The organism is Thioclava sediminum, from assembly GCF_002020355.1.
Taxonomy (GTDB): domain Bacteria; phylum Pseudomonadota; class Alphaproteobacteria; order Rhodobacterales; family Rhodobacteraceae; genus Thioclava; species Thioclava sediminum.
Genome location: NZ_MPZV01000003.1, coordinates 260,763 through 283,486, shown reverse-complemented (window position 1 = coordinate 283,486; position 22,724 = coordinate 260,763). Strand labels below are relative to the sequence as shown.

The window sequence follows — 22,724 nt, the reverse complement described above, 5'->3', positions numbered from 1 at the left end:
GGAAGAACCATGCTTGATATCAAGAACCTGCACGTCAAACTGGAAGAAGAGGACAAGCAGATCCTCAAGGGCGTCAACCTGAGCGTCGAGTCCGGGAAGGTCCATGCGATCATGGGGCCGAACGGCTCGGGCAAGTCGACGTTGTCCTATGTGCTCTCGGGCCGCGATGGCTACGAGGTCACCGAAGGCGAGGCGCATCTCAACGACACCGACCTGCTGGATTCCGAGCCCGAAGAGCGCGCGGCCGCAGGCCTGTTCCTCGCGTTCCAATACCCGGTGGAAATCCCCGGCGTTGGCAATATGACCTTCCTGCGCACCGCGCTCAACGCTCAGCGCAAGGCGCGCGGCGAGGAGGAAATCTCGGCTGGCGACTTCCTGAAACTGGTGCGCGGCAAGGCGAAATCGCTCAAGATTGACGCGGATATGCTCAAGCGCCCGGTCAATGTCGGCTTCTCGGGCGGTGAGAAAAAGCGGAATGAAATCCTGCAGATGGCGATCCTCGAGCCGAAGATGTGCATCCTCGACGAGACCGACTCCGGCCTCGATGTCGACGCGATGCGTCTGGTGGCCGAAGGCGTGAACGCGCTGCGCGACGAGGGCCGCTCCTTCCTCGTGATCACCCACTACCAGCGCCTGCTCGACCACATCAAACCCGATGTCGTCCACATCATGGCGGATGGCCGCATCATCGAGACCGGCGGGCCGGAACTGGCCCTCGAAGTCGAGAAGAACGGCTATGCCGACCTGCTCGCGAAACACGGGATCTCGGAGGTGATGGCGTAATGTCGGCAGTCGAGAAAATGACCCCCGCCGAGACGCGGCTGGCGCGCGTTTCTCTGCCCGACGGGTTCGGGCCGCAACGCCGCGCCGCCCTGGAACGTCTGAACGCGATGGGCCTGCCGGGCCGTCGCGATGAATACTGGCGCTGGACCAACCCGACCGATTTCATCGCGCCCGATCCGGTGCCCGCAGCGCCGTTCAGCGATGACGAGCCGGAGATCTTCGGCGAGATCGATCGTCTGAAGATCGTGTTCCGCGACGGCGTGTTCGATGCCGAGGCCTCCGACGAACTGGCGATGTCCGGCGTCGAGATCCTGCGCCTCGCTGATGCGCCCGACGTGAACTGGGCCAGCAGCCTCTATGGCACGCTGGAAGCCAACGGTCAGGACCCGGTGAAGCGTCCCTTCGCGGCGCTCAACACAGCGTCGGCCACCGACGGTGTGCTGATCCGCGTGACCGGTGCCGCCGAGAAGCCCGTGAGCCTGATTTACACCCATGAATCAGAGACTTCCGACCCGATCCTGCATCACCTCGTGAAGCTGGAAGAGGGCGCGGAGATCACGGTTCTGGAGAACGGCCCGGCGGGCGCGCGCTTCAATAAGCTGATGGAAGTGGACGTCGCGAAGGGCGCGAAATTCCACCACATCCGGGTGCAGGGCCGAGATCACGAGCGTCGCGCCGTGACCTCGATCTTCACCCGCGTGGCGGAAGAAGGCCTGTTTAAGAGCTTCACGCTGACCTCGAACGGGGTGCTGACGCGCAATGAATGCGTGATCGACATCGTGGGCGACGACGCGAATGCCCACGTTGCGGGTGCAGCTCTTGGCGATGGCAAAACCGGCAAGTTCCACCACGACGACACCGTCTTCATCACCCACGGGGCCGAGCGCGGCGAGAGCCGTCAGGTCTTCAAGAAAGTGCTGAAGAACGGCGCCGAGGGCATCTTCCAGGGCAAGATCCTCGTGAAGCCGGGCGCGCAGAAGACCGATGGCTACCAGATCAGCCAGTCGCTGCTGCTCGACGAGAACAGCCAGTTCCTCGCCAAGCCGGAGCTCGAGATCTATGCCGATGACGTGCAGTGCTCGCATGGCTCGACCACCGGCGCGATCGACGAGACCGCGCTCTTCTACCTGCGTTCGCGCGGCGTGCCGGAAGAGGAAGCCACCGCGCTTCTGGTTCTGAGCTTCGTGGCCGATGCCATTGAAGAGATTGAGGAAGAGCGGTTCCGCGATGCGATCCTGACCCGGTTGGAAGGGTGGCTTGCACGCCATCGCGGCTGAGGCGCTGCGATGTCCGCGACAGACGATATCCGGCGCAGCTATCGGCGTCCGCGCGTGGTGATGCGCGAGCATCTCGCGCGCCCGGCCTCCGAGCCGCGCGCGCTGGTCTTCCTGCTTGCGGCGCTGACCGTGATCTTCATCGCGCAATGGCCGCGACTGTCGCGGATCGCCCATGAGATGCCCGACCAGCCGATGGTCGGGTTGATGATGGGCACGGTGCTGGCGCTGCTCGCGACCGTGCCCGTCTTCTACGCGATTGCGGCACTGAGCCACCTTGTGCTGAGGCTCCTCGGCGGGCAGGGAAGCTGGTATGGTGCGCGGGTCGCGCTGTTCTGGTCGCTTCTGGCGGTCTCGCCGCTGATGCTGCTGCAAGGGCTCGTGGCGGGGTTCATCGGGCGCGGCGGGGAACTTTCGCTGGTCTCCGCGCTTGTGACGGTAGCCTTCGTCCTGCTATGGGGCGCAGCGTTGCGCGTGGTAGAATTCGAAGGAAAAACAAACTGATGCAGCCCGATCTTAAAGAATGGCTTATCCGTAGCTTCACCGATCCGAAATCGGTTGCGCGTGATTTGATCGGGCTGAATCTGAACGCCAATGCGCGGTTCATGGCGATGGTGCTGGTGGTCGTGATGACCGCAATCCTCGGCACGCTCGCGCAGCTGGTCTTCAGCTTCATCACCAAGGTCGATATCGGCACGGTGACGCCGCCGCTGACCGTGGTGGGGCTGCAGGGCGCGCTTCTGGTCTATGGCGCTTTCGCCATGTCGTTCGTCGGCCAACGCTTTGGCGGGCATGGGAAATTCCCGGATGCGCTGCTGCTTCTGACCTGGATCGAATTCGTTCTGATGATCGGTCAGATGATCCAGGTCGTGCTGATGGTCTTCTTCCCGATCTCGGCCACGCTGATGTCGGTGCTGCTGGTGGCGCTGATGTTCTACTTGCTGGTGCAGTTCACGATGGTTCTGCACGGGTTCGAAAACCCCGTGGCGACCGGCTTCGGGGTTATCCTGACCTTTCTGGGCTCGGCGATGATCGCGGGGATCGTGCTGGTGTCGACCGGCCTCGTGCAAATGCCCGCAGACCCCGCGTCACTCTGAGGTGCTCCATGTATGATATCGAAAAAATCCGCGCGGATTTCCCGATCCTGACGCGAGAAGTGAACGGCAAGCCCTTGGTTTACCTCGATAACGGGGCCTCGGCGCAGAAGCCGCGCGTCGTGATCGACGCGATGACACAGATGTATGAGCACGACTATTCCAACGTGCATCGCGGGTTGCATACGCTTTCCAATATCGCGACCGAGAAATACGAGAGCGTGCGCGGGATCGTCGCGCGCTTCCTGCATGTCGCCGACGAAGAGCAGATCGTGTTCACCACCGGCTCGACCGAGGGGATCAACCTCGTGAGCTACGCTTGGGGCGCGCCGAACCTCGAGCCGGGCGACGAGATCATCCTGTCGGTGATGGAGCACCACGCCAATATCGTGCCGTGGCATTTCCTGCGCGAACGGCAGGGCGTGAAGCTGGTCTGGGTGGAGCCCGAGGCGGACGGTTCGCTGCCGCCCGAGAAGGTGCTGGAGGCGATCACGCCGCGCACCAAGCTGATCGCGATCACCCATATGTCGAACGTGCTGGGCACCCGGGTCGATGTGAAACCGATCGCGCAGGCTGCGCGGACGCGCGGGATCGCGACGCTGGTCGACGGCTCGCAGGCGGCGGTGCATGGCCCCGTCGATGTCGACGATCTGGGCTGCGATTTCTACGTCATCACCGGACATAAGCTATACGGGCCAAGCGGTTCCGGGGCACTCTTCATCCGTCGCGATCGGATGCTCGAGATGCGTCCCTTCCTTGGCGGTGGCGATATGATCGACACCGTCACCCGCAATACGGTGATCTACAACACGCCGCCGATGAAGTTCGAGGCGGGCACGCCCGGCATCGTGCAGCAGATCGGCATGGGGGTCGCGCTCGATTACCTGATGGGGATCGGGATGGAGAATATCGCCGAGCACGAGCGCGATCTGCGCGACTACACCACCGAGAAACTGAACGGGCTGAACTGGCTCAACCAGCAGGGCACCGCGGCGGATAAGGGCGCGATCTTCTCGCTCACGCTGAACGGTCCGGCCCATCCGCATGACATCTCGACCATCCTCGACAAGCGGGGCGTGGCGGTGCGTGCGGGGCAGCATTGCACCGGTCCGCTGATGGAATGGCTTGGCGTTACGGCCACGGCGCGCGCGTCTTTCGGGATGTACAACACCCGCGAAGAGGCCGATGCGCTGATTTCCGCGCTCGAATTGTGCCACGATCTGCTAGGCTAAGGGCGCCGCTCGGCGAGGGGACTTGCTTTTGCTGCGATGCAGCATAACTCTGCGGCAGGGAGGCAGGCAGCGAAAGGGCCGAGCCGATGAACCGCAAGAGCATTAACCTCGCATTGCAAGGTGGGGGCGCGCATGGCGCGTTCACCTGGGGCGTACTCGACCGTTTTCTGGATGAAGAGTGGCTGGACTACGCAGCGATCTCGGGCACCTCTGCCGGGGCGCTGAACGGGGCTGCGTTCAAGGCAGGCTATGCCCGTGCCGGTCGTCAGGGCGCACGCGCGTCTCTGGATGAGCTTTGGAGCCAGGTCGCCGAAAGCGTCGATCTGCGGCTCGAGCGGCTGATGCCCGCGCAACTGCCCGGCACCGAGGCGCTGACGCGCTGGTTCGACGCCTTCACGCCCGCGGCTTTCATCGACGGCATGTCGCGGGTCTTCTCGCCCTATGACGCGGGGCCGTTCTACGTCAATCCGCTGAGTTCGGTGGTCGAGCGGTTTCGCTATCGTGACGTCTGTGCGAGCGAGGGTCCACGGCTGCATGTCTCGGCCACCAATGTGCGCACCGGCAAGATTCGGGTCTTCACCGGTGAAGAGATTACGGCGGATGCGATCCTCGCCTCGGCCTGTCTGCCGGAGATTTTCCAGGCGGTCGAGATCGAGGACCCGAAAACTGGCCGCACAGAGGCCTATTGGGATGGCGGCTATACCGGTAATCCGCCGCTTTTCCCGCTGTTCGAACCGGCCTATCCGCGCGACGTGGTGGTGATTTCGATCAACCCGCTCTGGCGCGACGAGATCCCGAAAACGCCCGCGCAGATCGACGAGCGGGTCAACGAGATCAGCTTCAACTCCTCGCTGTTGCGCGAATTGCGAGCGATCAATTTCGTACATCGGCTGATCCGGGAGGACCGGCTCCCCGAAGGGGCGATGAAGGATGTGCTGATCCATATGATCGCCGATGACGACGTCATGGGCGAGCTGAGCGCAAAGTCGAAGATCCTGCCCGAATGGGGGATGCTCGCGAAGCTGAAACTGGCGGGCCGGGCGGCGGCGGATCGTTGGCTCGACGCCCATGCCGACAAGATCGGCAAGGAGGCGTCGACCGATCTTCAGGCCTTGTTCGACTGAAGTTTCACCTTGGTTTTCTTCGCGGGCTTCGCCTCTTTCGGCTGCGGATAGACGAGCCCCGCCGAGATGATCAGCTTCGCCGCATCCTCGACCGACATGTCGAGATAGGTCACCTGCGATTGCGGGACAAACAGCAGGAAGCCCGAGGTCGGGTTCGGCGTCGTCGGCAGGAAGACCGAGATCAGCGGGTCGTCGTCTTCGGCCTTCGCCGCGATCTCGCCTTTCGCGGTCGAGGAGACGAAGGCGACCGCTTTTAGCCCCTCGCGCGGATATTCGATCATGCAGGCGCGGTCGAACTTGCCTTCGGACTGGCTGAGCACCGTTTCCGCGATCTGCTTGAGCCCGCTATAGACCGTGCGCACGAAGGGCAGGCGGTCGACGATGCTCTCGCCGAAGCGCAGCATCGTGCGCCCGAAGAAGCCCTTGGCGAGCCAGCCGACGATCACGGTGAAGACAAGGAAGATGATGACGCCGAGCCCGCGCACATTGATGCCGATATAGCGCTCGGGGCGCAGTTCGGGCGGGACAAGCGGCAGCACCCAGCCATCGACCCAGCCGGCCATCGTCCACATGAGCCATATCGTCAGACCGATCGGCGCGACGACGATCAACCCGGTGAAGAAGGAGGCACGCAGCGCGGCAAAACGCGAGCGGCGGCGCGGATGGGGGTCGTCTTTTGTCATGATCTGGATGCGCCCTCTCGTGGCGATGCGTTGCCTGCTATCTAGGCAGCGCCGCCACGATGGGCAATGGGCCGCGTATCAGCTGGCCCGCGCTGTGATGATTTCGCCCGCGATTGCGGCAGCCAGACGCGCGTTGTTCAGAACGAGGGCGATATTGGCCTCGAGCGAACGGCCTTCGGTCAACTCGAAGATGCGCGAGAGCAGGAAGGGCGTGACCGCCTTGGCCGCGATGCCCTGCGCCTCGGCCTCTTGCAGGGCCTGCTCGATCACCGGCACGATTTCCTCGCGGGCGATCTCGGCCTCTTCGGGGATCGGGTTCGCGATCAGCTGGCCGCCCGGCAGACCGAGGGCTGCGCGCGCCAATTGCGACTTCGCGATCTCGGCGGCCCTGTCTGCGCGCAACGGCGCGGGTAGGCCGGAATTGCGCGACCAGAAGGCGGGGAAGGCGTCTTGCCCATAGGCGATGACCGGCACGCCGTGGGTCTCCAGCACTTCGAGCGTCTTCGGCAGGTCGAGGATCGCCTTGGCGCCCGCCGCAACCACGCTGACCGGGGTCTGCGCCAGTTCCAGAAGATCGGCGGAGATGTCGAAACTGTCTTCCGCGCCGCGATGCACGCCGCCGATCCCGCCGGTGGCGAAGACGTCGATGCCCGCGAGGTGCGCGCAGATCATGGTCGCGGCGACGGTCGTCGCGCCGGTCGCGCCTTTCGCGAGGCACACCGCCAGATCGGCCCGGCTGACTTTCATTGCGTCCCTGGTTTGAGCGAGCGCCTCCAGTTCTTCCGGCTCCAGCCCGATATGGATCTTGCCGCCCATCACCGCGATCGTGGCCGGCACTGCGCCCGCCTTGCGGATCTCGGCCTCGACTGCCTGCGCGGTCTCGAGGTTCTGCGGATAGGGCATCCCATGGGTGATGATCGTCGATTCCAGCGCGACGATGGGGCGGTTTTGGGCTTTCGCGTCAGCGACTTCGGCGGCGAAGGTGAGGGGAGCGGTCATGTGGCGAGTTCTCCGGAAACATAGCGCGCGGCGGCGGTCAGGGCGCTCTCGAGCGCCTCCATGCGGTCCGCGCCGCGCTGTTCGGCCACGAGATGCGCGGCCATGAAAGTATCGCCCGCGCCGGTCACGCGGGTCACGAGGACAGGGGGCGGGGCGGAGGAAATCACGTTGCCCGCCGCAGCGCTGCCGTCGGCGGCCGCCTTGCCGCCATCGGTCACCAGCACGCGTTGCGCGCCGCGCTCCAGCAGGGTCTCGGCGGCATGTTCAGCGCTGTCGAAGCGGCCTTGGCACAGAATGCCCGCCTCTTCGAGATTGACGTAAAGCGTCGCCGCGGGATGGGCCAGCAGCGGCGTCAGCCGTTCCGCCTTGCCGGGGCTCGCGGGGGCCACGCGCAGATCGGCCTTGGCGAAAAGCGGCGAATGCGCGATCTGGCTGAGCAGCGCCTCGGTGAGATTGCCGTCGAGCGCGATGGCGCCGGTCCACGGATCGTTTTCCGTGCCGAGCCGCCCATCCGCGAGCGGCGCGAGGATTTTCTCGCCCGCAGCCTCGAGCGAATGCGCATCCGCGATCGCCGCAATCAGCCCGTTCGCGCCCTCGATCGCCATATAGCGGTCGGTCGGCAGATCGTCGGAGCGATACAGATAGTTGCAATCGACGCCCAGCACTTCGGCGGACTGGATCAGGTCGTTGCCCTGACTGTCGCGCCCCAGCGCGGTCAGAACCGCAGGCTTCAGCCCGTAGCGGCGCAACGTCATCGCGATATTCATCGCGACCCCACCGGGCAGCCGTTCGATCCGCCCCGGCACGTCGGAGCCTTCATGCATATGCACCGAGGCGCGGCCGATGATGTCCCACAGGACCGAACCGATGCACAGAATATCAGGTCTGGATTCGCTCATGCGCGGTTCTTGGCGCGGTTTCCCGGGCGGAGCAAGGGGCTTTGCCCCCGCTCAGGCGCGGCGCGATTTCAGGAAGGCCCAGAGCCAGATGCCTGCCAGCACGAGCGAGCCGACCGCGTTGAGGTTCGCCATGGTGATGCCGAAGATGTCCCACGGGATCTCGTCGCAGCGCACCAGCGGGGCCTCGTTGATCTGCTTGAGCAGGTCGGCGGCGGAGACGGTCGTGTCCACGGCGCTCGAGGTGCAATCGGTGGGGCCTTCGAAGATCTTCCGCTCGACGCCCGAGTGATAGAAGCCGATGACCGACGTGGTCAGCGCGGCCAACATCCCCAGAAGGGCAGTCCATCCGGGCAGGCGGAAGGTGAGGATCAAGATCCCGATGATTGCGGCGGCCAGATGCGGCCAGCGTTGCAGCAGGCACAGGTGGCAGGGCGCGTAGCCGAACGCCTGAAAGACGAAGGCCCCGGCCAGCACGAAGGCGGAGCCCGCGGCGGCGAAGCCAACGAGGCTGCGGAAGGAGGTCAGGGTTTGCATGCGATCTTGCATCGGGGGCCTCAGAGATATTTCAGAAGATAGAACCCGCCGATCAGCAGGATGACGAAGATGGTGAAGAGCGGGCCAAGCCAGCGCTCGATGAAGATTTTGATCGGTTCGCCGAATTTCCACAAGAGCCCCGCCACCACGAAGAAGCGCAGCGCCCGGGCGACAAAGGAGACGCCGAGGAAGAGCACCGGGCTCAGGTTCGTGGCGCCGGCGAAGATCGTGATCACCTTATAGGGGAAGGGCGTGACGCCCGCGATCAGCACAGCCCATCCGCCCATCTCGTTGAACCGGGCGGCGAGCGAGTTGAAGTCGTCGGCTTTGCCGTAGAAATCCAGCACCGGCTTGCCGATCGCATCCATGAAACCATAGCCGATCAGATAGCCCAGACAGCCGCCCGCGACCGACGACAGGGTCGCCACCAGCGCGATGCGCCATGCCGCCCAGGGCCGCGCGAGGATCATCGGGATCATCAGCACGTCAGGCGGGATCGGAAAGACCGAAGCTTCGATGAAGGCGACAGCGGCGAGATACCACATCGCATGCGGGTGGCTCGCGCGGGCCATCGTCCAGTCGTAGATGCGGCGGATCATGGCGGCATCCTTTTCCTTGCTGCTCGGTTCGCTTCATCTCCCGCGCGGGGCGCAAGGTCAAGTCACGCGCGTCGCACCTTTGCTTTTCCCGACCTCACGCTAGACTTCACATAAAAGCGAGGGAGGCATTCGCGAATGCAATGGCGAGGACGGCGCGGCAGCCGCAATATCGAGGACCGGCGCGCCCAGCGCAGGGCAGGGGGCGGCGCGATCCGTCTGGGTGGCGGCGGCCTGGGCGTCGTCGCGATCGTCGTCGTGGCCTATTTTCTCGGGATCGATCTGACGCCGCTGCTTGACGGCGGATCGGGTGGCTCGGGGCAGGTGGTCACGCAATCGGGTGAGCTGAGCGATCGCGAGAAGGCGATGGGCGATTTCGTCTCGGTGACGCTGGCCGATACCGAGGAGGTTTGGCAGGGCGTGTTCGAATCCGAGTTGGGGCGGCAATACGATCCGGCGGTGCTGGTCCTCTATAGTGGCATCACGCAATCGCCCTGCGGCAACGCGAGCGGCGCGACGGGGCCGTTCTACTGCCCGGGCGATCAGAAGGTCTACCTCGACACCGCGTTTTTCGACACGCTGAGCCAGCAGCTCGGCGCGCGGGGCGATTTCGCCGCCGCTTATGTGGTCGCGCATGAGGTGGCCCATCATGTGCAGGATGAGCTGGGGATTCTCGGTAAGGTTAATGAAGTGCGCGCGCAAAGCTCCGAGGCTCAGTCCAACGCGCTCTCGGTTCGGATCGAGTTGCAGGCCGATTGCTTCTCGGGGATCTGGGCGCGCCGGGCCGAGGATCAGATTGGCGCGATAGAACCGGGTGACATCTCGGAGGCGATGAACGCCGCCGCGCAGATCGGCGACGATACGCTGCAGCGCGAGGCGGGTCGGGTGCCGATGCCCGACAGCTTCACCCATGGCAGTTCCGCCCAGCGGCAGCGCTGGTTCGAGCGGGGCTATCAGAGCGGCGATCTCAAGCAATGCGACACGTTTTCAACGCGTAACCTCTAAGCGTACTTGCCTCGGGCGCGGCTGCGCGCTAGAGGGTTCGAACTGGGCCCGAGTGGCGGAATGGTAGACGCAGCGGATTCAAAATCCGCCGCAGCAATGCGTGTCGGTTCGAATCCGACCTCGGGCACCAGACCTTCCGAAAATGACAGATCCGCGCGCCGTCGGTGATCCGACCGGCGCGTTTTGTGCATGTCCTGCGCGGGTGTTTTCCGTGCCCGGGGGGCTCTGTCCAAATCGGGCGAAATTGGGGCAGACCCCGGCATCGTGAAACGTGGTTATCAAAAGATGATTCGGAGAAATCTCGTTTCGTTCCCAGAACAAACGGGCATCGGATGCCGGATTGCCGCGCAAATGAGGACAATTGGGACATCTTCGCGGCAGAAATATGGTCGCGATTTAGGCCGCTCCGGGAAACAAATCGATCAAGGTATTGTCGCTAAATTGAAGACAGTTTTTCGCCTTTTAAGGCAGGCCATACAATCGCCACACAACCCTTAGTTTAAATGTGGCAAAACTTTGGCAAGTTTTCCGACAAAAAGATAGGTCGATCTTTTGCAAAATAGAAACGTCGTTTGAAAACAGGCACTTCGCGATTCGGATTATTGGTGCTCGTTTTTCAAGCAATCCCCCGAAATGAGGCAAGAAAGCGGCAAATTCCCCTTTTCTTTGTGGCGATCAGAAGGGCAAATTGAGGCCAAGCCCTGCTGGGGGGCTTTTGGCCATGGGGGTGGCCGAAGAGAAGAGTTGTCGAAAGAGAGCTCGCCCGGCGCTGCCAAGGGGACCGATCCATAACGGCCTCGACCTTTAGGGCAAAGGAGACGCGGAGCGATCTGCGGCGACTTTGCTGGCAGCGCCCGCGCGCGCTGACGCTGGCCAATTCTTCTCGACATTCACGTTCGGACTTCGGGTCCGGCCACGTCATGGCGCTGCCGCTTTGCGCCAAAGGGAAGACACGGCGCGGGGCCACGGAGCCAAGCGGACGGTAAAGGAGAGTTGGGGATGACTTATTATTACTATCATCACGACGACGATGATTGCGACAAGAACTCCGATCCGAACGCTGTCAATGACAGCGCGAACGTGAAGTACAACACCGCGCAGACGATCGCCGTACTCTCGAATGACAGCGATCCCGACAGCGACCCGCTCAAGGTGACCTGGGCGAGCGATCCGGCGCATGGCTCGGTCACGGTGAATGCCGATGGCACGATCACCTACACGCCCGATCCCAACTATTCCGGCACCGACAGCTTCACCTACCAGATCTATGACGGGCAGGGCGGCTACGACACCGCGACCGTCACTATCGACGTGAGCGCGCCCGACGGCATCGTCGAAGGCACCTCCGGCGGCGATCTGATCGATGACGAATATACCGGCGATCCCGAAGGCGACATGGTCGACAATAACGACGCGATCCTGCCGGGGGCCGCGCCGAATGACGACTACATCATCGCGGGCGACGGCAACGACACGGTCTATGCCGGTCAGGGCGACGACTCCGTCGAGGGCGGCAATGGCAACGACCTGATCTTTGGCGAGGGCGGTAACGACACGCTCGAAGGCGATGCTGGCAACGACACGATCTATGGCGACAACGATCCCGCGGGTGGTCCGGCCTGCGATCCGGTCTCGGAGACCGTGGACTGGAGCCATTTCCAGACCGATTGTGGCGAGGTGAAGGACCAGACCGTCGATCTGGGCGAGACCAAGGTCCATTTCGACTTCCAGTCGCAGGATTACGGTGCGAAGGCGACGCTGACCACCGCCGCGCAATATACCGAAGCGGGTGAGAACTTCGACAGCTGCTCGGCGCTGCAACTCTATGGTGCGGGCGGCGATTGCGGGGATGGCGTCTCGCCGACTTCGACGACCGTTCTGACCTTCTCGTCGGACAATAGCGATTACACCGGCGAAGTTCAGGGGCTGAGCTTCCGGATTAACGATCTCGACCGCTCCGACAGCTATGACGATCACGTTGATATCGTGACGCTTTCCGCGGTCGATGCCGATGGCAACCCGGTCGACATCACGATCGATCCCGAGGGCAGCCAGACCGTCACCGACAATGGAGACGGCACCTATACGATCACCGGTGGCGATCAGGATACCGGCTATCTGAATCAGGACGACAAGATCGGTTCGGTCAAGGTCACGATCAACGATCCGACCGCGAAGCTGACCATCGCCTACTCGAACGGTGGCGATACGGATCAGGCGATCTCGATCACCGACATGACCTATGACACCTGCCCGGTGGAAGACGATCCGGGCGAGCCCGGCGATGACAGTATCATGGGCGGTCTGGGCGATGACGTGCTCTACGGTCAGCAGGGCGAGGATACGCTGGAAGGCGGCGAAGGGTCGGACAGCCTCGACGGCGGCGAAGGCAACGATACGCTCGATGGCGGCGCGGATGCCGACACCGTCTATGGCGGCGACGATCGCGACCTGTTCATCGTCGGCTCGTCGACCGACGGGATCGGCGACACGCTGGACGGCGGCGAGGGCGGCGACGATTACGACACGCTCGACCTGCAGGGCGCGGGCCCGCTGCGCGTCCATTCGACGGTCACAGATTACGACCCGGTCTCGGGTGTCAGCACCTATGCCGGGACGGTCGATTTCCTCGATGGCAGCGGCAATGTCACCGGCACGCTCGAATTCTCCAACATGGAGGATGTCATTCCCTGCTTCACGCCGGGTACGCTGATCGCGACGCCGCGTGGCGAGGTTCCGGCCGAGACGCTGCGCGAAGGCGACAAGGTTCTGACCCGCGACAACGGCATTCAGGTCGTTCGCTGGGCGGGCCGCGCCGAGATGAGCCGCGAGCGTCTGATGCACGCGCCGCATCTCAAGCCAGTGCTGATCCGCAAAGGCTCGCTGGGCAACGATCTGCCCGAGCGCGACATGATGGTCTCGCCGAACCACCGGATGCTCGTCGCCAATGACAAGACCGCGCTTTATTTCGAAGAGCATGAGGTTCTCGTCGCGGCCAAGCATCTCGTCGCCAATCAGGGCGTGGATACGGTGGAGACGCTGGGCACCAGCTACCTGCACTTCATGTTCGACCGTCACGAAGTGCTGCTCGCCAACGGTTCCTGGACCGAAAGCTTCCAGCCCGGCGATCAGACTCTGGGTGGCATGGGCAACTCGCAGCGTCAGGAAATCTTCGAGATCTTCCCCGACTTGCAGACCGCAAAGGGCCGCGATGCCTATCACGCGGCGCGCAAGACGCTGAAGAAGCACGAAGCGAACGTGCTGCTGATGAGCTGACCCGCGCGCCCTATCGGGGCCGTGCCAAAGCGAAAATAGCGACCGCGTCCGGGGTTTCCCCGGGCGCGGCGCTTTTTGTGTTGTTTCCGCGACTTGAACACTTCGTTTCCGCTACTCCACACGTAGAAGTAGTAAAACACGTTTTCGCCTTAGAGTTTTGTCGCTATCGTGTCATTCTGGATCTCGACTGTTGGGAGGCAGGAGGATCGGATGACGCGGAGCATGCGCGCAACGGATATCGCGGAGATTTTGGCGCAATTGCCGGCTCAGGGCCTGCGCTGCACCGCGATGGCGCGCACCGAGGCGCTGCGTCTGGAATTCGACAGCCATGACGAGACCGACGGCCATATCAGCGGCTATGACGCGGCGGGCGAGACGGTGTTTTCCGGCTCGATCGCGGCGTTCCGCGCGTCCATTCCCTGCGTCACACCTGAGACGAGCGTAGCGACCGAGGCCGGTGGCGTCGCGGCGGGCGATCTGCGCCCCGGCGCCCGGCTCGTGACCCGGGACTCCGGCGTTCAGGTGCTGCGCTGGGTCGGGTCGCGGATCTTCACCGCCTCCGATCTCGCGCTCAATCCGCTGCTGCGCCCGGTGTGCATTCGCGCGGGCGCGCTTGGCGAGGGGCATCCGGCGCAGGATCTGCGCGTCTCGCCCAATCACCGCTTGCTCGCGCCACTGCGCGGAAATGTCGTGATGGCACAAGAGCTTGTCGGGTTGGACGGGGTCGAGGTCGATCACGCGGAGGACGGCGTGCGCTATCTGCAGCTGCTGCTCGACGCGCCGGAGATGCTGCTTTGCGAAGGGCTGTGGGTCGAGAGTTTCCGCCCCGAAACCGCCATGCTGGCAGGTTTCGATGCGGCGCAGCGGGCGGAGTTGCTGTCGCTGCGCCCCGATCTGTCACGGCGCGATGCGGGGGCCGCACCCGCCGAGATGCAGTCCAGCGAGTGAACTTCCATTAAACCGCAAAAAAGAGCCGGGCGCTGAGGCCCGGCTAAAATACGATTCCGGTCAGGGGAATTGTCCGGATCGTTCGCGTCACAGGAAGCGGCGCCCTTCTTGCCGGGCAATCTCCCGGCTGATTCCGATATCTTCGAGCAGATGGTCATCGAGTTTCCCCAGCGCCATCCGCGAACGGCGCGCTTCGAGGACGCGCGCAACGCGCGCGATCAGGCTCAGACGGCCATGACGGGCGGGAACGGGACGGGTCCGCGACAGGGTAAACATTGCGATGCCTTTCTGTATTGATACAATGTGGTCTTTGTTGCTATAGGAGGGATACAATGACTCCTTTTAGGCAACCAGAGAAATATTGTGACTGATACAAGCTGGTCTCCCGAACTCGCCCATATCTCCGGCCCGAAATATCTCGCGCTTGTCCGTGCACTGCGCGAAGGCATCCGCCGAGGTGATCTCAAGCCGGGCACGAAACTCCCTACTGTCAGGGACTTGGCATGGTCTTTGGGGGTCACGCCCGGCACCGTGGCGCGCGGGTATCAGATCGCCACGCAGGAGGGGTTGCTGGAGGCCAAGGTGGGGCGCGGCACCTTTGTATCGACACAAACGCAGCGACTCGGCCCACGCGAGCCCCTTTATCGCCATACCGGAGAGGATATCGACGCCACCCCGGACGATCTGGTCAATCTCAGATCGCCACAATTGCCCGATGTCGGCCAGACAAAAGCGCTACAATGGGCGATGACCGAAGCCGCCCGCGACATCGGCAAGACCTATCTGCAATATCCGGGCCTGCGCCGCGACGCCTATTGCCGCGAGGCGGTGATGGACTGGTTTCCGAAGGATTGCTCGCTCGCGTCGGAGCTCAATGCCGACGATCTCGTGCTGACCCATGGCGGGCAGAACGGGATCAACCTCGTGATGCAGACCTGCCTGCGCGGCGACCGCCCCGGCGTCTATATCGAGGAGCTGGCCTATCCCGGTTTCCGTCACGCGGCGCGTCTGAACCGCGCCGAGGTGCATCCGGTCGCGATCGACGCGCAAGGGATGGTCCCCGATGCGCTCGACGCGGCCTGTCGCAAACATGGCGGCCAGATCGTCTGCATCACGCCCGATGCGCAGAACCCCACGGCGGGGCGGATGGATGCCGCGCGCCGTGAAGCGCTGGCCGAGGTCGCGCGCCGCCACGATCTGCAGATCATCGAGGACGATTGCTACACCGCGCCGGTCACCGGCCTGCCGAGCTTCCGCGTCATCGCGCCGGAGCGCAGCTGGCATGTCACCTCGCTGTCGAAAACGATCTCGGCGGGCATGCGTTTCGGCATTGTCGCAGCCCCCGAGGGCATGGGTGAGGTGGGGCGGCTGGCCGCTCAGCACAGTTTCTTCGGTCTCGCGCGTCCGATCACCGACATGGTGGCGCTGCTGTTCGAGAGCGGCGAGGCGATGCGTCTGCGTTACGCCGCGCAGGAGGAGATGGGGCGGCGGCTGCAGATGACGGTGCAATCGCTGGAGGGTCAGGATTTCAACTGGCTGCCCGGGCTGAGCTTCCTCTGGCTGAAACTGCCGATGGGCTGGCGCGGATCGACCTTCGCGCGCATGGCGGAGATGGAAGGCGTGCTGCTACGCTCGGCCGACGAATATGTGGTGCAGGACGGGCAGGCGCCCAACGCGGTGCGCATCGCGATGGCGGGCTCGGTGCCGGAGGAGCGTTTCCGCACGGCGCTGCGCACGCTGACGGGGCTGCTGGAGCGGATGCCCGACGATCTGCCGGTCTGAGAGCCGAAGCCTCACGCAGCGCCGCCGAAGCGTGCTGCACAAATTTACGGCATCTGCCTTGCCCTTACGCGAGTAGGGGCGGTTGCCCTCTTTTCACGCCCGCGCCCTTGTGCTTTCGTGACATCCAACGACGCCCAAGACGGGTGCAAATCGGGAGAGATGGATGGCGGGTAAAGGGGAGAGCTGGCTGCGCAGCGAGTCCGCGCAGGGCTATGCGTTGATCTCGCCGCCCTTCCTCTATGCCGTTCTTTTGCTGGCCGCGCCGCTGGTCACGATCCTTGCCTATTCCTTCTTCCAGGACGGCTATCTGACGGTGGTGCATGAATTCACCCTGCAGAATTACATCGCCACATGGACCGATCCGATCTTTCGCGTGATTCTGGTCCGCTCGCTTTTCGTGGCGGGGCTGGTGACACTGATCACGGTCGCGCTGGCCTTCCCGATTGCCTATTATCTGAGCTTCGGTCTGGCACCGAACCAGAAGGCCCGGTGGATCTTCCTGATCACGATTCCGTTCTGGACCTCCTATCTGATCCGCGTGTTCCTGTGGAAGGTGATCCTTGGCTATAACGGCGTGATCAACTCGGCGCTGGAAAGTATCGGGATCATCGGGCCGAACGGGCTGATCGCGGACCCGCTGCAGATGCTCAATTCGGTGGGGGCGATCGCGCTGACGCTGGCCCATGCCTATGCGCCGTTTGCGATCCTGCCGATCTTCGTGAGCCTCGAGAAGATCGACCGCTCGCTGCTGGAGGCGGGGCAGGATCTGGGCGAGAGCCGCTGGCGCACCTTCCTGCGTGTGACGCTGCCCTTGGCGATGCCGGGCGTGGTGGCCGCGACCCTGATCGTCTTCATCCCGACGGTGGGTGATTACGTCACGCCCGAGCTGATCGGGGGCGGCAAGATGCCGATGGTGGCGAACCTCATTCAGGCGCAGATGCTGCCTCTGGACAACCGTCCGATGGGCTCGGCCATCGCGGTCAGCTCGCTTCTGGTGGTCGCTGCGCTGTCGCTGGTGTTCCTGTGGCTCAACCGCCGCTTCCTCAAGGTTGGAAAGTGAGCCGCGCATGAAAATCCCGTCCCTCAAGATCTATGCGATCGCCTACCTGATCTTCCTCTACGCGCCGATTTTCCTGCTGCCGCTATTCGCCTTCAATGACGGCACGATCATCGCCTTTCCGCTGAAGGGCTTCACGACCGACTGGTTCGCGAAGATGGCCGAGAACGACACGCTGCGCCACGCGCTGTCGAATTCGCTGATCATCGCGCTGACTTCGTCCGCCGGCGCCACGATCCTTGCGATTTTCGCCGCCCGCGCCTCGACGCGCTATCGCTTCAAGGGCAAGGGTGGGATCATGGGGCTGATCCTGCTGCCGATGGTGCTGCCCGATATTCTGATGGGGATGTCGCTGCTTCTGGTGATGCTCGAAGTGTTGAAGGTGAACCTGTCGATCGCGACGGTGATTTTGGGCCATGTGATCATCTCGCTGCCCTATGCGATCGCGGTGCTGCAAACGGCCTTCGCGACGCTCGATCAGTCGCTGGAAGAGGCGGCGGTCGATCTTGGCGAGACGCGGATGTCGACCTTCCGGCTGATCGTTCTGCCGCTGGTGATGCCCGGTATCATCTCGGCCTTCCTGATTTCCTTCACGATCTCGCTCGACGAGTTCATCGTGGCCTTCTTCCTCGCGGGCAACCAGCCCACGCTGCCCACCTATATCTTTTCCCAGCTGCGTTTCCCGTCGGCGATCCCGGTCATCATGGCGCTTGGCACCTGCCTCGTCGCGGCCTCGATCCTGCTTCTGAGCGTGGCCGAATTCTTCCGTCGGCGCGGGGTCAAACGGACCGGCGCCAAGGATACCGGAGGTTTCCTGTGACCGATAAACCGATGATCGCCTTTCAGGACGTTCATAAATATTACGGCGATTATCACGCGCTGCGCGGCATCACCGCCGAGATCCGCGCGGGTGAGTTCTTCTCGCTCCTCGGTCCGTCGGGCTGTGGCAAGACCACGCTTCTGCGCACCATCGCGGGGTTCGAGGAGATTTCCTCAGGCGCGGTGCTGATCGACGGCAAGACGATGGTGGGCGTGCCGCCGAACAAGCGGCCCACCAACATGGTGTTCCAGTCCTACGCGATCTTCCCGCACCTAAGCGTGGCAGAGAATGTAGGCTTCGGCCTGCGCCGCGATCCGCGCTCGAAATCGGAGAAAGCCAAGCTGGTCGAGGAATCGCTCGAGATGGTGGGGCTTTCCGGCTATGGCGCCCGCGCGGCTCATGCGCTCTCGGGCGGGCAGCGGCAGCGTGTGGCACTGGCCCGTGCGCTGATCCTTAAGCCTAAGGTTTTGCTGCTCGATGAGCCGCTTTCCGCGCTCGACCGCAAGATCCGCGAGCAGATGCAGGTCGAGCTGATCAAGCTGCAGCGCGAGGTCGGCATCACCTTCGTTCTGGTGACCCACGATCAGGAAGAGGCGCTGGTCATGTCGGACCGGATCGCGGTGATGTTCGAGGGCGAGATCGCCCAGCTCGCCGATCCCGAAGTGCTCTATGGTCGCCCGAATTCGCGCCGCGTGGCCGATTTCATCGGGGTGATGAACTTCCTGCCCGCCTCGGTGACGGACGGGCCGGGCGACGCGGTCACGGCCGAGGTCGCAGGACTCGGTCGGCTCGAAGTCGCGCCGGGCCAGATTTCGAGCGCGCCTGCTGGTGATGGTGCGGCGGTGGGCTTCCGGCCGGAAACCCTAACGCTTCTTTACGAAGGTCAACAGGCCTCGGATCGCGAAGCACCCGGCACGATCGACGAGGTCGTCTATTACGGCGACATGACCTATTACGATGTGCGGCTCGACGGTACCGAAAAGCCGGTCCGCATTTCGATGCGCAACGTCTTCGGACGGCCCGTGCTGGAGGTCGGCACACGCACCCGCGTCGCATGGTCGCCCGGGGCGCTGGTGCTGTTCCGGTGAACCGGACAGGGGGCGCTGCCCCCGTTGCCGTAGGGCGACAGTAAATAGAGAAAGAGGGGGCGCTGCCCCCGCTCCCTTCGGGAGCCCCCCGGGATATTTTACCCAAGAGGAAGGGGCTTAGGTTTTCGCCGCGACGTGCGCCTTGCACGTTTGCCATTTGACCACCCCCGGCAACGCGGCCTAGATAGGGGCCAAGTGAGGCGCGGAGGCACTTGCCATGAAGGTCATCATCTGCGGTGCGGGTCAGGTCGGTTGGCAGATCGCGCGCCATCTGGCGGGCGAGCGCAACGACGTCACGGTGGTCGATTCCAATCCGGAACTCGTGCGGCGCGCGGCCGATACGCTCGACGTTCAGGGTGTGGTGGGGTTCGCCTCGCATCCGGATATTCTCGAGCAGGCCGGGGCGCGCGACTGCGATCTGATGATCGCCGCGACCCATTCCGACGAGGTCAATATGGTGACCTGTCAGGTCGCGATGTCGGTCTTCGGGATCACGCGCAAGATCGCCCGCATCCGGGCGCAAAGCTATCTGCAACCGCAATATTCCGATCTCTACCGCCGCGATCACCTGCCGATCGATGTAATCATCTCGCCTGAGCGCGAGGTGGCCGAGGCGGCGCTGCGCCGCCTGGCGGCGCCCTCGACCTTCGACACGGAGAGCTTCCTCGACGAGCAGTTGCAGCTGCTGGGGATCGAGCTCGATGCGGATTGCCCGGTGCTCGACACGCCGCTGCGGCAGCTGACCGATCTGTTCTCGACGCTGCGCGCGGTCGTGGTCGGCATTCGCCGTGAGGGGCGGCTGTTTGCGCCCGAGCCGGGCGATCAGCTTTTCGCGGGCGATCAGATCTATGTCTTTGCCCATGTCGAGGACGTGAACCGGACGCTCGATATCTTCGGCAAGTCGACGCAGAAGCAGGAACGCATCGTCATCATCGGCGGCGGGAATGTGGGTCTCAGCGTGGCCAAGGCGCTCGAAGCGCGGACCGAGCGGGTGCGCGCCAAGATCATCGAACGCTCGCGCGCGCAGGCCGAGAAGGCCGCCGATGCACTGGACCGGACCATCGTGCTCAATGGCGACGGGATGAGCTCGGAGCTGCTGGAGGAGGCGAATATCGCCACCGCCGATGCGGTCCTGGCGATCACCGATGACGACAAGACCAACATCCTCGTCTCGGTGCGCGCCAAGCAGGCGGGCTGCCGGATGGCGATCTGTCTGATCAACGATCCGACGCTGGCGCCGTTGCTGTCGGCGCTCGATATCGACGCCTATATCAACCCGCGCGCGACGACCGTATCGTCGATCCTGCGCCATATCCGGCACGGCCGGGTGCGCGCGATCTACTCGATCGGGGATGCCGAGGGCGAGGCGATCGAGGCTCAGGTGATGGGCACGTCGCCGATGTCGGGCAAGGCGGTGCGCGATGTCGATTTCCCCGAAGGCGTGCTGATCGGTGCGATCCGCAAGGGCGACAAGATCGTCAAACCCACCGGCAATACCCGCATCGAAGAAGGCGATATCGTGGTCCTGTTCGCGCTGACCTCCGATGTGCCCGAAGTGGAGCGCCTGTTGCAGGTCTCCATCGACTTCTTCTAAGGGCGGGTCCCCGATGGAACGCATGATCAAGGCCTTGCCGCTGCCGATCCTCCTGATGGGAGTCTCCGCGCTGGCGATGTATGTGCCCGCGATCCATGCGCTTTTGACCCACCATCACCACACGGCGCGGGCGTTTTTCTATTCCGCCACGCTGTTCATCTTCGCGACGGCCCTGATCGGTCTGGCCAACGGGTCGAACCCGCGGCCTGCGCGCGCGGGGCGGGCGAGCCTTTTGATCATGCTCGCCGCCTTCACCGTGCTGCCGCTGATGCTGGCGGTGCCCTTCTATGTCGCGGTGCGCGACACCTCATTCTTCAACAGCTGGTGGGAGATGGTTTCGGCCTTCACGACCACGGGCGGCACGCTCTACGAGCCCACCCGGCTGGTCGGGTCGGTCCATCTGTGGCGCGGGTTGGTCGCGTGGATGGGCGGTTTCTTCATCCTCGTGATGGCGATCGCGGTGCTCGCACCGATGCGGCTGGGTGGGTTCGAGGTGTTCTTCTCGGGCGGTCCCTCGGGCGCGCCGGCCGCCGCGGCCCCGGCAGCCGATGGCGGGGCGGAGATGTCAGAGCGCATCGCCCATTACGCGGTGTCGCTCGCGCCGATCTATACCGGGCTGACGGTGCTCTTGTGGGTCTGTCTGCTGATGGCGGGGGATCGGTCGCTGACGGCGCTGATCCATGCGATGTCCACGCTGTCTACCTCGGGGATCTCACCGGTGGGCGGGATGGCCAATGCGCGCTCCGGCATGGCGGGCGAGATGGTGATCTTCGTGTTCTTCCTTCCCGCGCTGTCGCGCAGGCTCTGGCCGGGCGGGGGCGAGCTGCGCGCCTCGCCGAAGCTGATCGACGATCCCGAACTGCGTCTGGCTGCGGCGTTGGTCATCCTCGTGCCGCTGTTTCTGTTCATCCGTCACTGGGTCGCGGCGCTGGAAGTGCGCACGCCGGGCGATTTCGGCGCGATCTTCAAATCGATCTGGGGCTCGCTCTTCACCTCGCTGTCCTTCCTGACCACCACCGGCTTCGAATCGTCGGCGTGGCATGACGCGCGCGACTGGTCGGGCCTGGGCACGCCGGGCCTGATCCTCGCGGGGCTTGCGATCATCGGCGGCGGGGTCGCGACGACGGCGGGCGGCGTGCGGCTGCTGCGGGTTTATGCCCTGCTGCGCCACGGCGAGCGCGAACTCGACAAGCTGATCTACCCGAACTCCATCGCGGGCGGCGGCATGATGGCGCGCCGGTTGCGCCGGGAGGGCGCTTATATCAGCTGGATCGTGTTCATGCTGTTCGCGATCTCGATCGGCGGGGTGATGATGGCGGTCTCGCTGTTCGGCCTGTCTTTCGAACCGGCGACGATTCTGACGATCGCGGCGCTGTCGAATACCGGTCCGCTGGCGGGGATCGCGGCGGATGTGCCGCTGAGCTGGGCCCATCTGAGCGAGCCCATCAAGGCCATATTCGCCTTCGCCATGGTGCTTGGGCGGCTTGAGACGCTGGCCATCATCGCGCTCTTCAACCCCGAGTTTTGGCGCTCCTGAATCCCGGATTCGATACGCAAATTCTGGCTCAGGGCCTAACAAACTGTTTTTTGGGCTGGAATCTCCCGCTCTGCACTGCATACTTGAATCAAATGGGTGTCTTTGACGCAGGCGCCCGGACGCGAGACACGAACAAGGGCAAGAACAATATGGCTGGCGATAGACAGAACCTGCAGGACGCATTCCTCAATCACGTTCGCAAAACGAAGGTTCCGGTCACGATATTCCTGATCAACGGGGTGAAGCTGCAAGGTGTCATCACCTGGTTTGACAATTTCTGCGTGCTTCTGCGCCGCGATGGGCAGTCTCAGCTTGTCTACAAGCACGCGATCTCGACGATCATGCCGGGACAGCCTATTTCGCTTTACGAAGGCGACGACTAAGCGTCGCGGCACGCGG

General features: G+C 63.6%; 22 protein-coding genes and 1 tRNA gene. 17 read left to right on the top strand and 6 right to left on the bottom strand.

The window, feature by feature from the left end; all coding sequences use genetic code 11:
* Window positions 1–9 precede the first annotated feature (9 nt).
* From sufC to BMI91_RS13595, 6 genes are all read left to right on the top strand, one after another.
* Complete coding sequence (gene sufC, locus BMI91_RS13620) at window positions 10–783, top strand: Fe-S cluster assembly ATPase SufC (protein ID WP_075774850.1); 774 nt, start codon at window positions 10–12, stop codon at window positions 781–783.
* Window positions 783–2,060 (top strand): Fe-S cluster assembly protein SufD, encoded by a 1,278-nt coding sequence (gene sufD / locus BMI91_RS13615; protein WP_078605431.1) that lies wholly within the window; start codon window positions 783–785, stop codon window positions 2,058–2,060. The genes sufC and sufD overlap by 1 nt, the downstream gene beginning before the upstream one ends.
* 9 nt (window positions 2,061–2,069) lie before the next feature.
* A complete protein-coding gene (locus BMI91_RS13610) occupies window positions 2,070–2,561 on the top strand; it encodes a Yip1 family protein (RefSeq protein WP_078571056.1) in 492 nt (163 codons plus the stop codon).
* Complete coding sequence (locus BMI91_RS13605) at window positions 2,561–3,154, top strand: YIP1 family protein (RefSeq protein ID WP_158522163.1); 594 nt, start codon at window positions 2,561–2,563, stop codon at window positions 3,152–3,154. Before BMI91_RS13610 ends, BMI91_RS13605 begins: the two co-directional genes overlap by 1 nt.
* 8 nt (window positions 3,155–3,162) lie before the next feature.
* Complete coding sequence (locus tag BMI91_RS13600; RefSeq protein ID WP_078605429.1) at window positions 3,163–4,383, top strand: cysteine desulfurase; 1,221 nt, start codon at window positions 3,163–3,165, stop codon at window positions 4,381–4,383.
* Between the two features lie 86 nt (window positions 4,384–4,469).
* Window positions 4,470–5,507 (top strand): patatin-like phospholipase family protein, encoded by a 1,038-nt coding sequence (locus BMI91_RS13595; protein WP_078605427.1) that lies wholly within the window; start codon window positions 4,470–4,472, stop codon window positions 5,505–5,507.
* On the opposite strand, the gene BMI91_RS13590 is transcribed toward BMI91_RS13595, so the two are convergent.
* The 5 genes from BMI91_RS13590 to BMI91_RS13570 all read right to left on the bottom strand — a co-directional run bounded on the left by BMI91_RS13590 (window position 5,489) and on the right by BMI91_RS13570 (window position 9,221).
* Window positions 5,489–6,190 carry a DUF502 domain-containing protein gene (locus BMI91_RS13590; protein WP_078540889.1) on the bottom strand — a complete coding sequence of 234 codons (702 nt, stop codon included), beginning with the start codon at window positions 6,188–6,190 and terminating at the stop codon, window positions 5,489–5,491. The two genes, BMI91_RS13595 and BMI91_RS13590, sit on opposite strands and share 19 nt — an antisense overlap.
* 78 nt (window positions 6,191–6,268) lie before the next feature.
* The gene (locus tag BMI91_RS13585; protein WP_078605426.1) at window positions 6,269–7,189 is read right to left on the bottom strand and encodes a pseudouridine-5'-phosphate glycosidase; all 921 of its coding nucleotides are present in this window, start codon (window positions 7,187–7,189) and stop codon (window positions 6,269–6,271) included.
* Window positions 7,186–8,088, bottom strand: coding sequence for a PfkB family carbohydrate kinase (locus BMI91_RS13580; RefSeq protein ID WP_078605425.1), 903 nt, complete (start codon window positions 8,086–8,088; stop codon window positions 7,186–7,188). The genes BMI91_RS13585 and BMI91_RS13580 overlap by 4 nt, the downstream gene beginning before the upstream one ends.
* Window positions 8,089–8,139: 51 nt before the next feature.
* Window positions 8,140–8,634 carry a disulfide bond formation protein B gene (locus tag BMI91_RS13575; protein ID WP_244176640.1) on the bottom strand — a complete coding sequence of 165 codons (495 nt, stop codon included), beginning with the start codon at window positions 8,632–8,634 and terminating at the stop codon, window positions 8,140–8,142.
* 8 nt (window positions 8,635–8,642) lie between these two features.
* On the bottom strand, window positions 8,643–9,221 hold the full coding sequence (locus BMI91_RS13570; RefSeq protein WP_078605424.1) for a YqaA family protein: 579 nt from the start codon (window positions 9,219–9,221) through the stop codon (window positions 8,643–8,645).
* A gap of 135 nt (window positions 9,222–9,356) precedes the next feature.
* Here BMI91_RS13570 and ypfJ point away from each other — a divergent pair, with 135 nt between their 5' ends.
* From ypfJ to BMI91_RS13550, 4 genes are all read left to right on the top strand, one after another.
* The gene (ypfJ, locus tag BMI91_RS13565; protein ID WP_078605423.1) at window positions 9,357–10,223 is read left to right on the top strand and encodes a KPN_02809 family neutral zinc metallopeptidase; all 867 of its coding nucleotides are present in this window, start codon (window positions 9,357–9,359) and stop codon (window positions 10,221–10,223) included.
* Window positions 10,224–10,269: 46 nt separating this feature from the next.
* Window positions 10,270–10,353, top strand: a tRNA-Leu gene (locus tag BMI91_RS13560).
* 869 nt (window positions 10,354–11,222) lie between these two features.
* Window positions 11,223–13,499, top strand: coding sequence for a Hint domain-containing protein (locus BMI91_RS13555; RefSeq protein ID WP_158522162.1), 2,277 nt, complete (start codon window positions 11,223–11,225; stop codon window positions 13,497–13,499).
* Between the two features lie 210 nt (window positions 13,500–13,709).
* Window positions 13,710–14,447: a Hint domain-containing protein gene (locus BMI91_RS13550; protein ID WP_078605422.1), complete on the top strand. Its 738-nt coding sequence runs from the start codon at window positions 13,710–13,712 to the stop codon at window positions 14,445–14,447.
* An 87-nt stretch (window positions 14,448–14,534) separates the two neighbouring features.
* Here BMI91_RS13550 and BMI91_RS13545 read toward each other — a convergent pair whose 3' ends face one another.
* On the bottom strand, window positions 14,535–14,780 hold the full coding sequence (locus BMI91_RS13545; protein WP_244176639.1) for a DUF1127 domain-containing protein: 246 nt from the start codon (window positions 14,778–14,780) through the stop codon (window positions 14,535–14,537).
* 30 nt (window positions 14,781–14,810) lie between these two features.
* Between BMI91_RS13545 and BMI91_RS13540 the strand changes: the two genes are divergently transcribed.
* From BMI91_RS13540 to hfq, 7 genes are all read left to right on the top strand, one after another.
* A complete protein-coding gene (locus BMI91_RS13540; protein ID WP_078605421.1) occupies window positions 14,811–16,229 on the top strand; it encodes an aminotransferase-like domain-containing protein in 1,419 nt (472 codons plus the stop codon).
* 163 nt (window positions 16,230–16,392) lie between these two features.
* Window positions 16,393–17,289 (top strand): ABC transporter permease, encoded by an 897-nt coding sequence (locus BMI91_RS13535; protein ID WP_078520701.1) that lies wholly within the window; start codon window positions 16,393–16,395, stop codon window positions 17,287–17,289.
* Window positions 17,290–17,296: 7 nt separating this feature from the next.
* Window positions 17,297–18,106 carry an ABC transporter permease gene (locus BMI91_RS13530; protein ID WP_078540909.1) on the top strand — a complete coding sequence of 270 codons (810 nt, stop codon included), beginning with the start codon at window positions 17,297–17,299 and terminating at the stop codon, window positions 18,104–18,106.
* 11 nt (window positions 18,107–18,117) lie between these two features.
* Window positions 18,118–19,194: an ABC transporter ATP-binding protein gene (locus BMI91_RS13525; RefSeq protein ID WP_078550711.1), complete on the top strand. Its 1,077-nt coding sequence runs from the start codon at window positions 18,118–18,120 to the stop codon at window positions 19,192–19,194.
* A gap of 217 nt (window positions 19,195–19,411) precedes the next feature.
* Complete coding sequence (gene trkA, locus BMI91_RS13520; protein WP_078520699.1) at window positions 19,412–20,788, top strand: Trk system potassium transporter TrkA; 1,377 nt, start codon at window positions 19,412–19,414, stop codon at window positions 20,786–20,788.
* A gap of 13 nt (window positions 20,789–20,801) precedes the next feature.
* Window positions 20,802–22,325, top strand: a complete 1,524-nt coding sequence (locus tag BMI91_RS13515; RefSeq protein WP_078605420.1) for a TrkH family potassium uptake protein — start codon at window positions 20,802–20,804, stop codon at window positions 22,323–22,325.
* Window positions 22,326–22,474: 149 nt separating this feature from the next.
* A complete protein-coding gene (gene hfq / locus BMI91_RS13510; protein ID WP_078521029.1) occupies window positions 22,475–22,708 on the top strand; it encodes an RNA chaperone Hfq in 234 nt (77 codons plus the stop codon).
* Window positions 22,709–22,724: the final 16 nt, after the last annotated feature.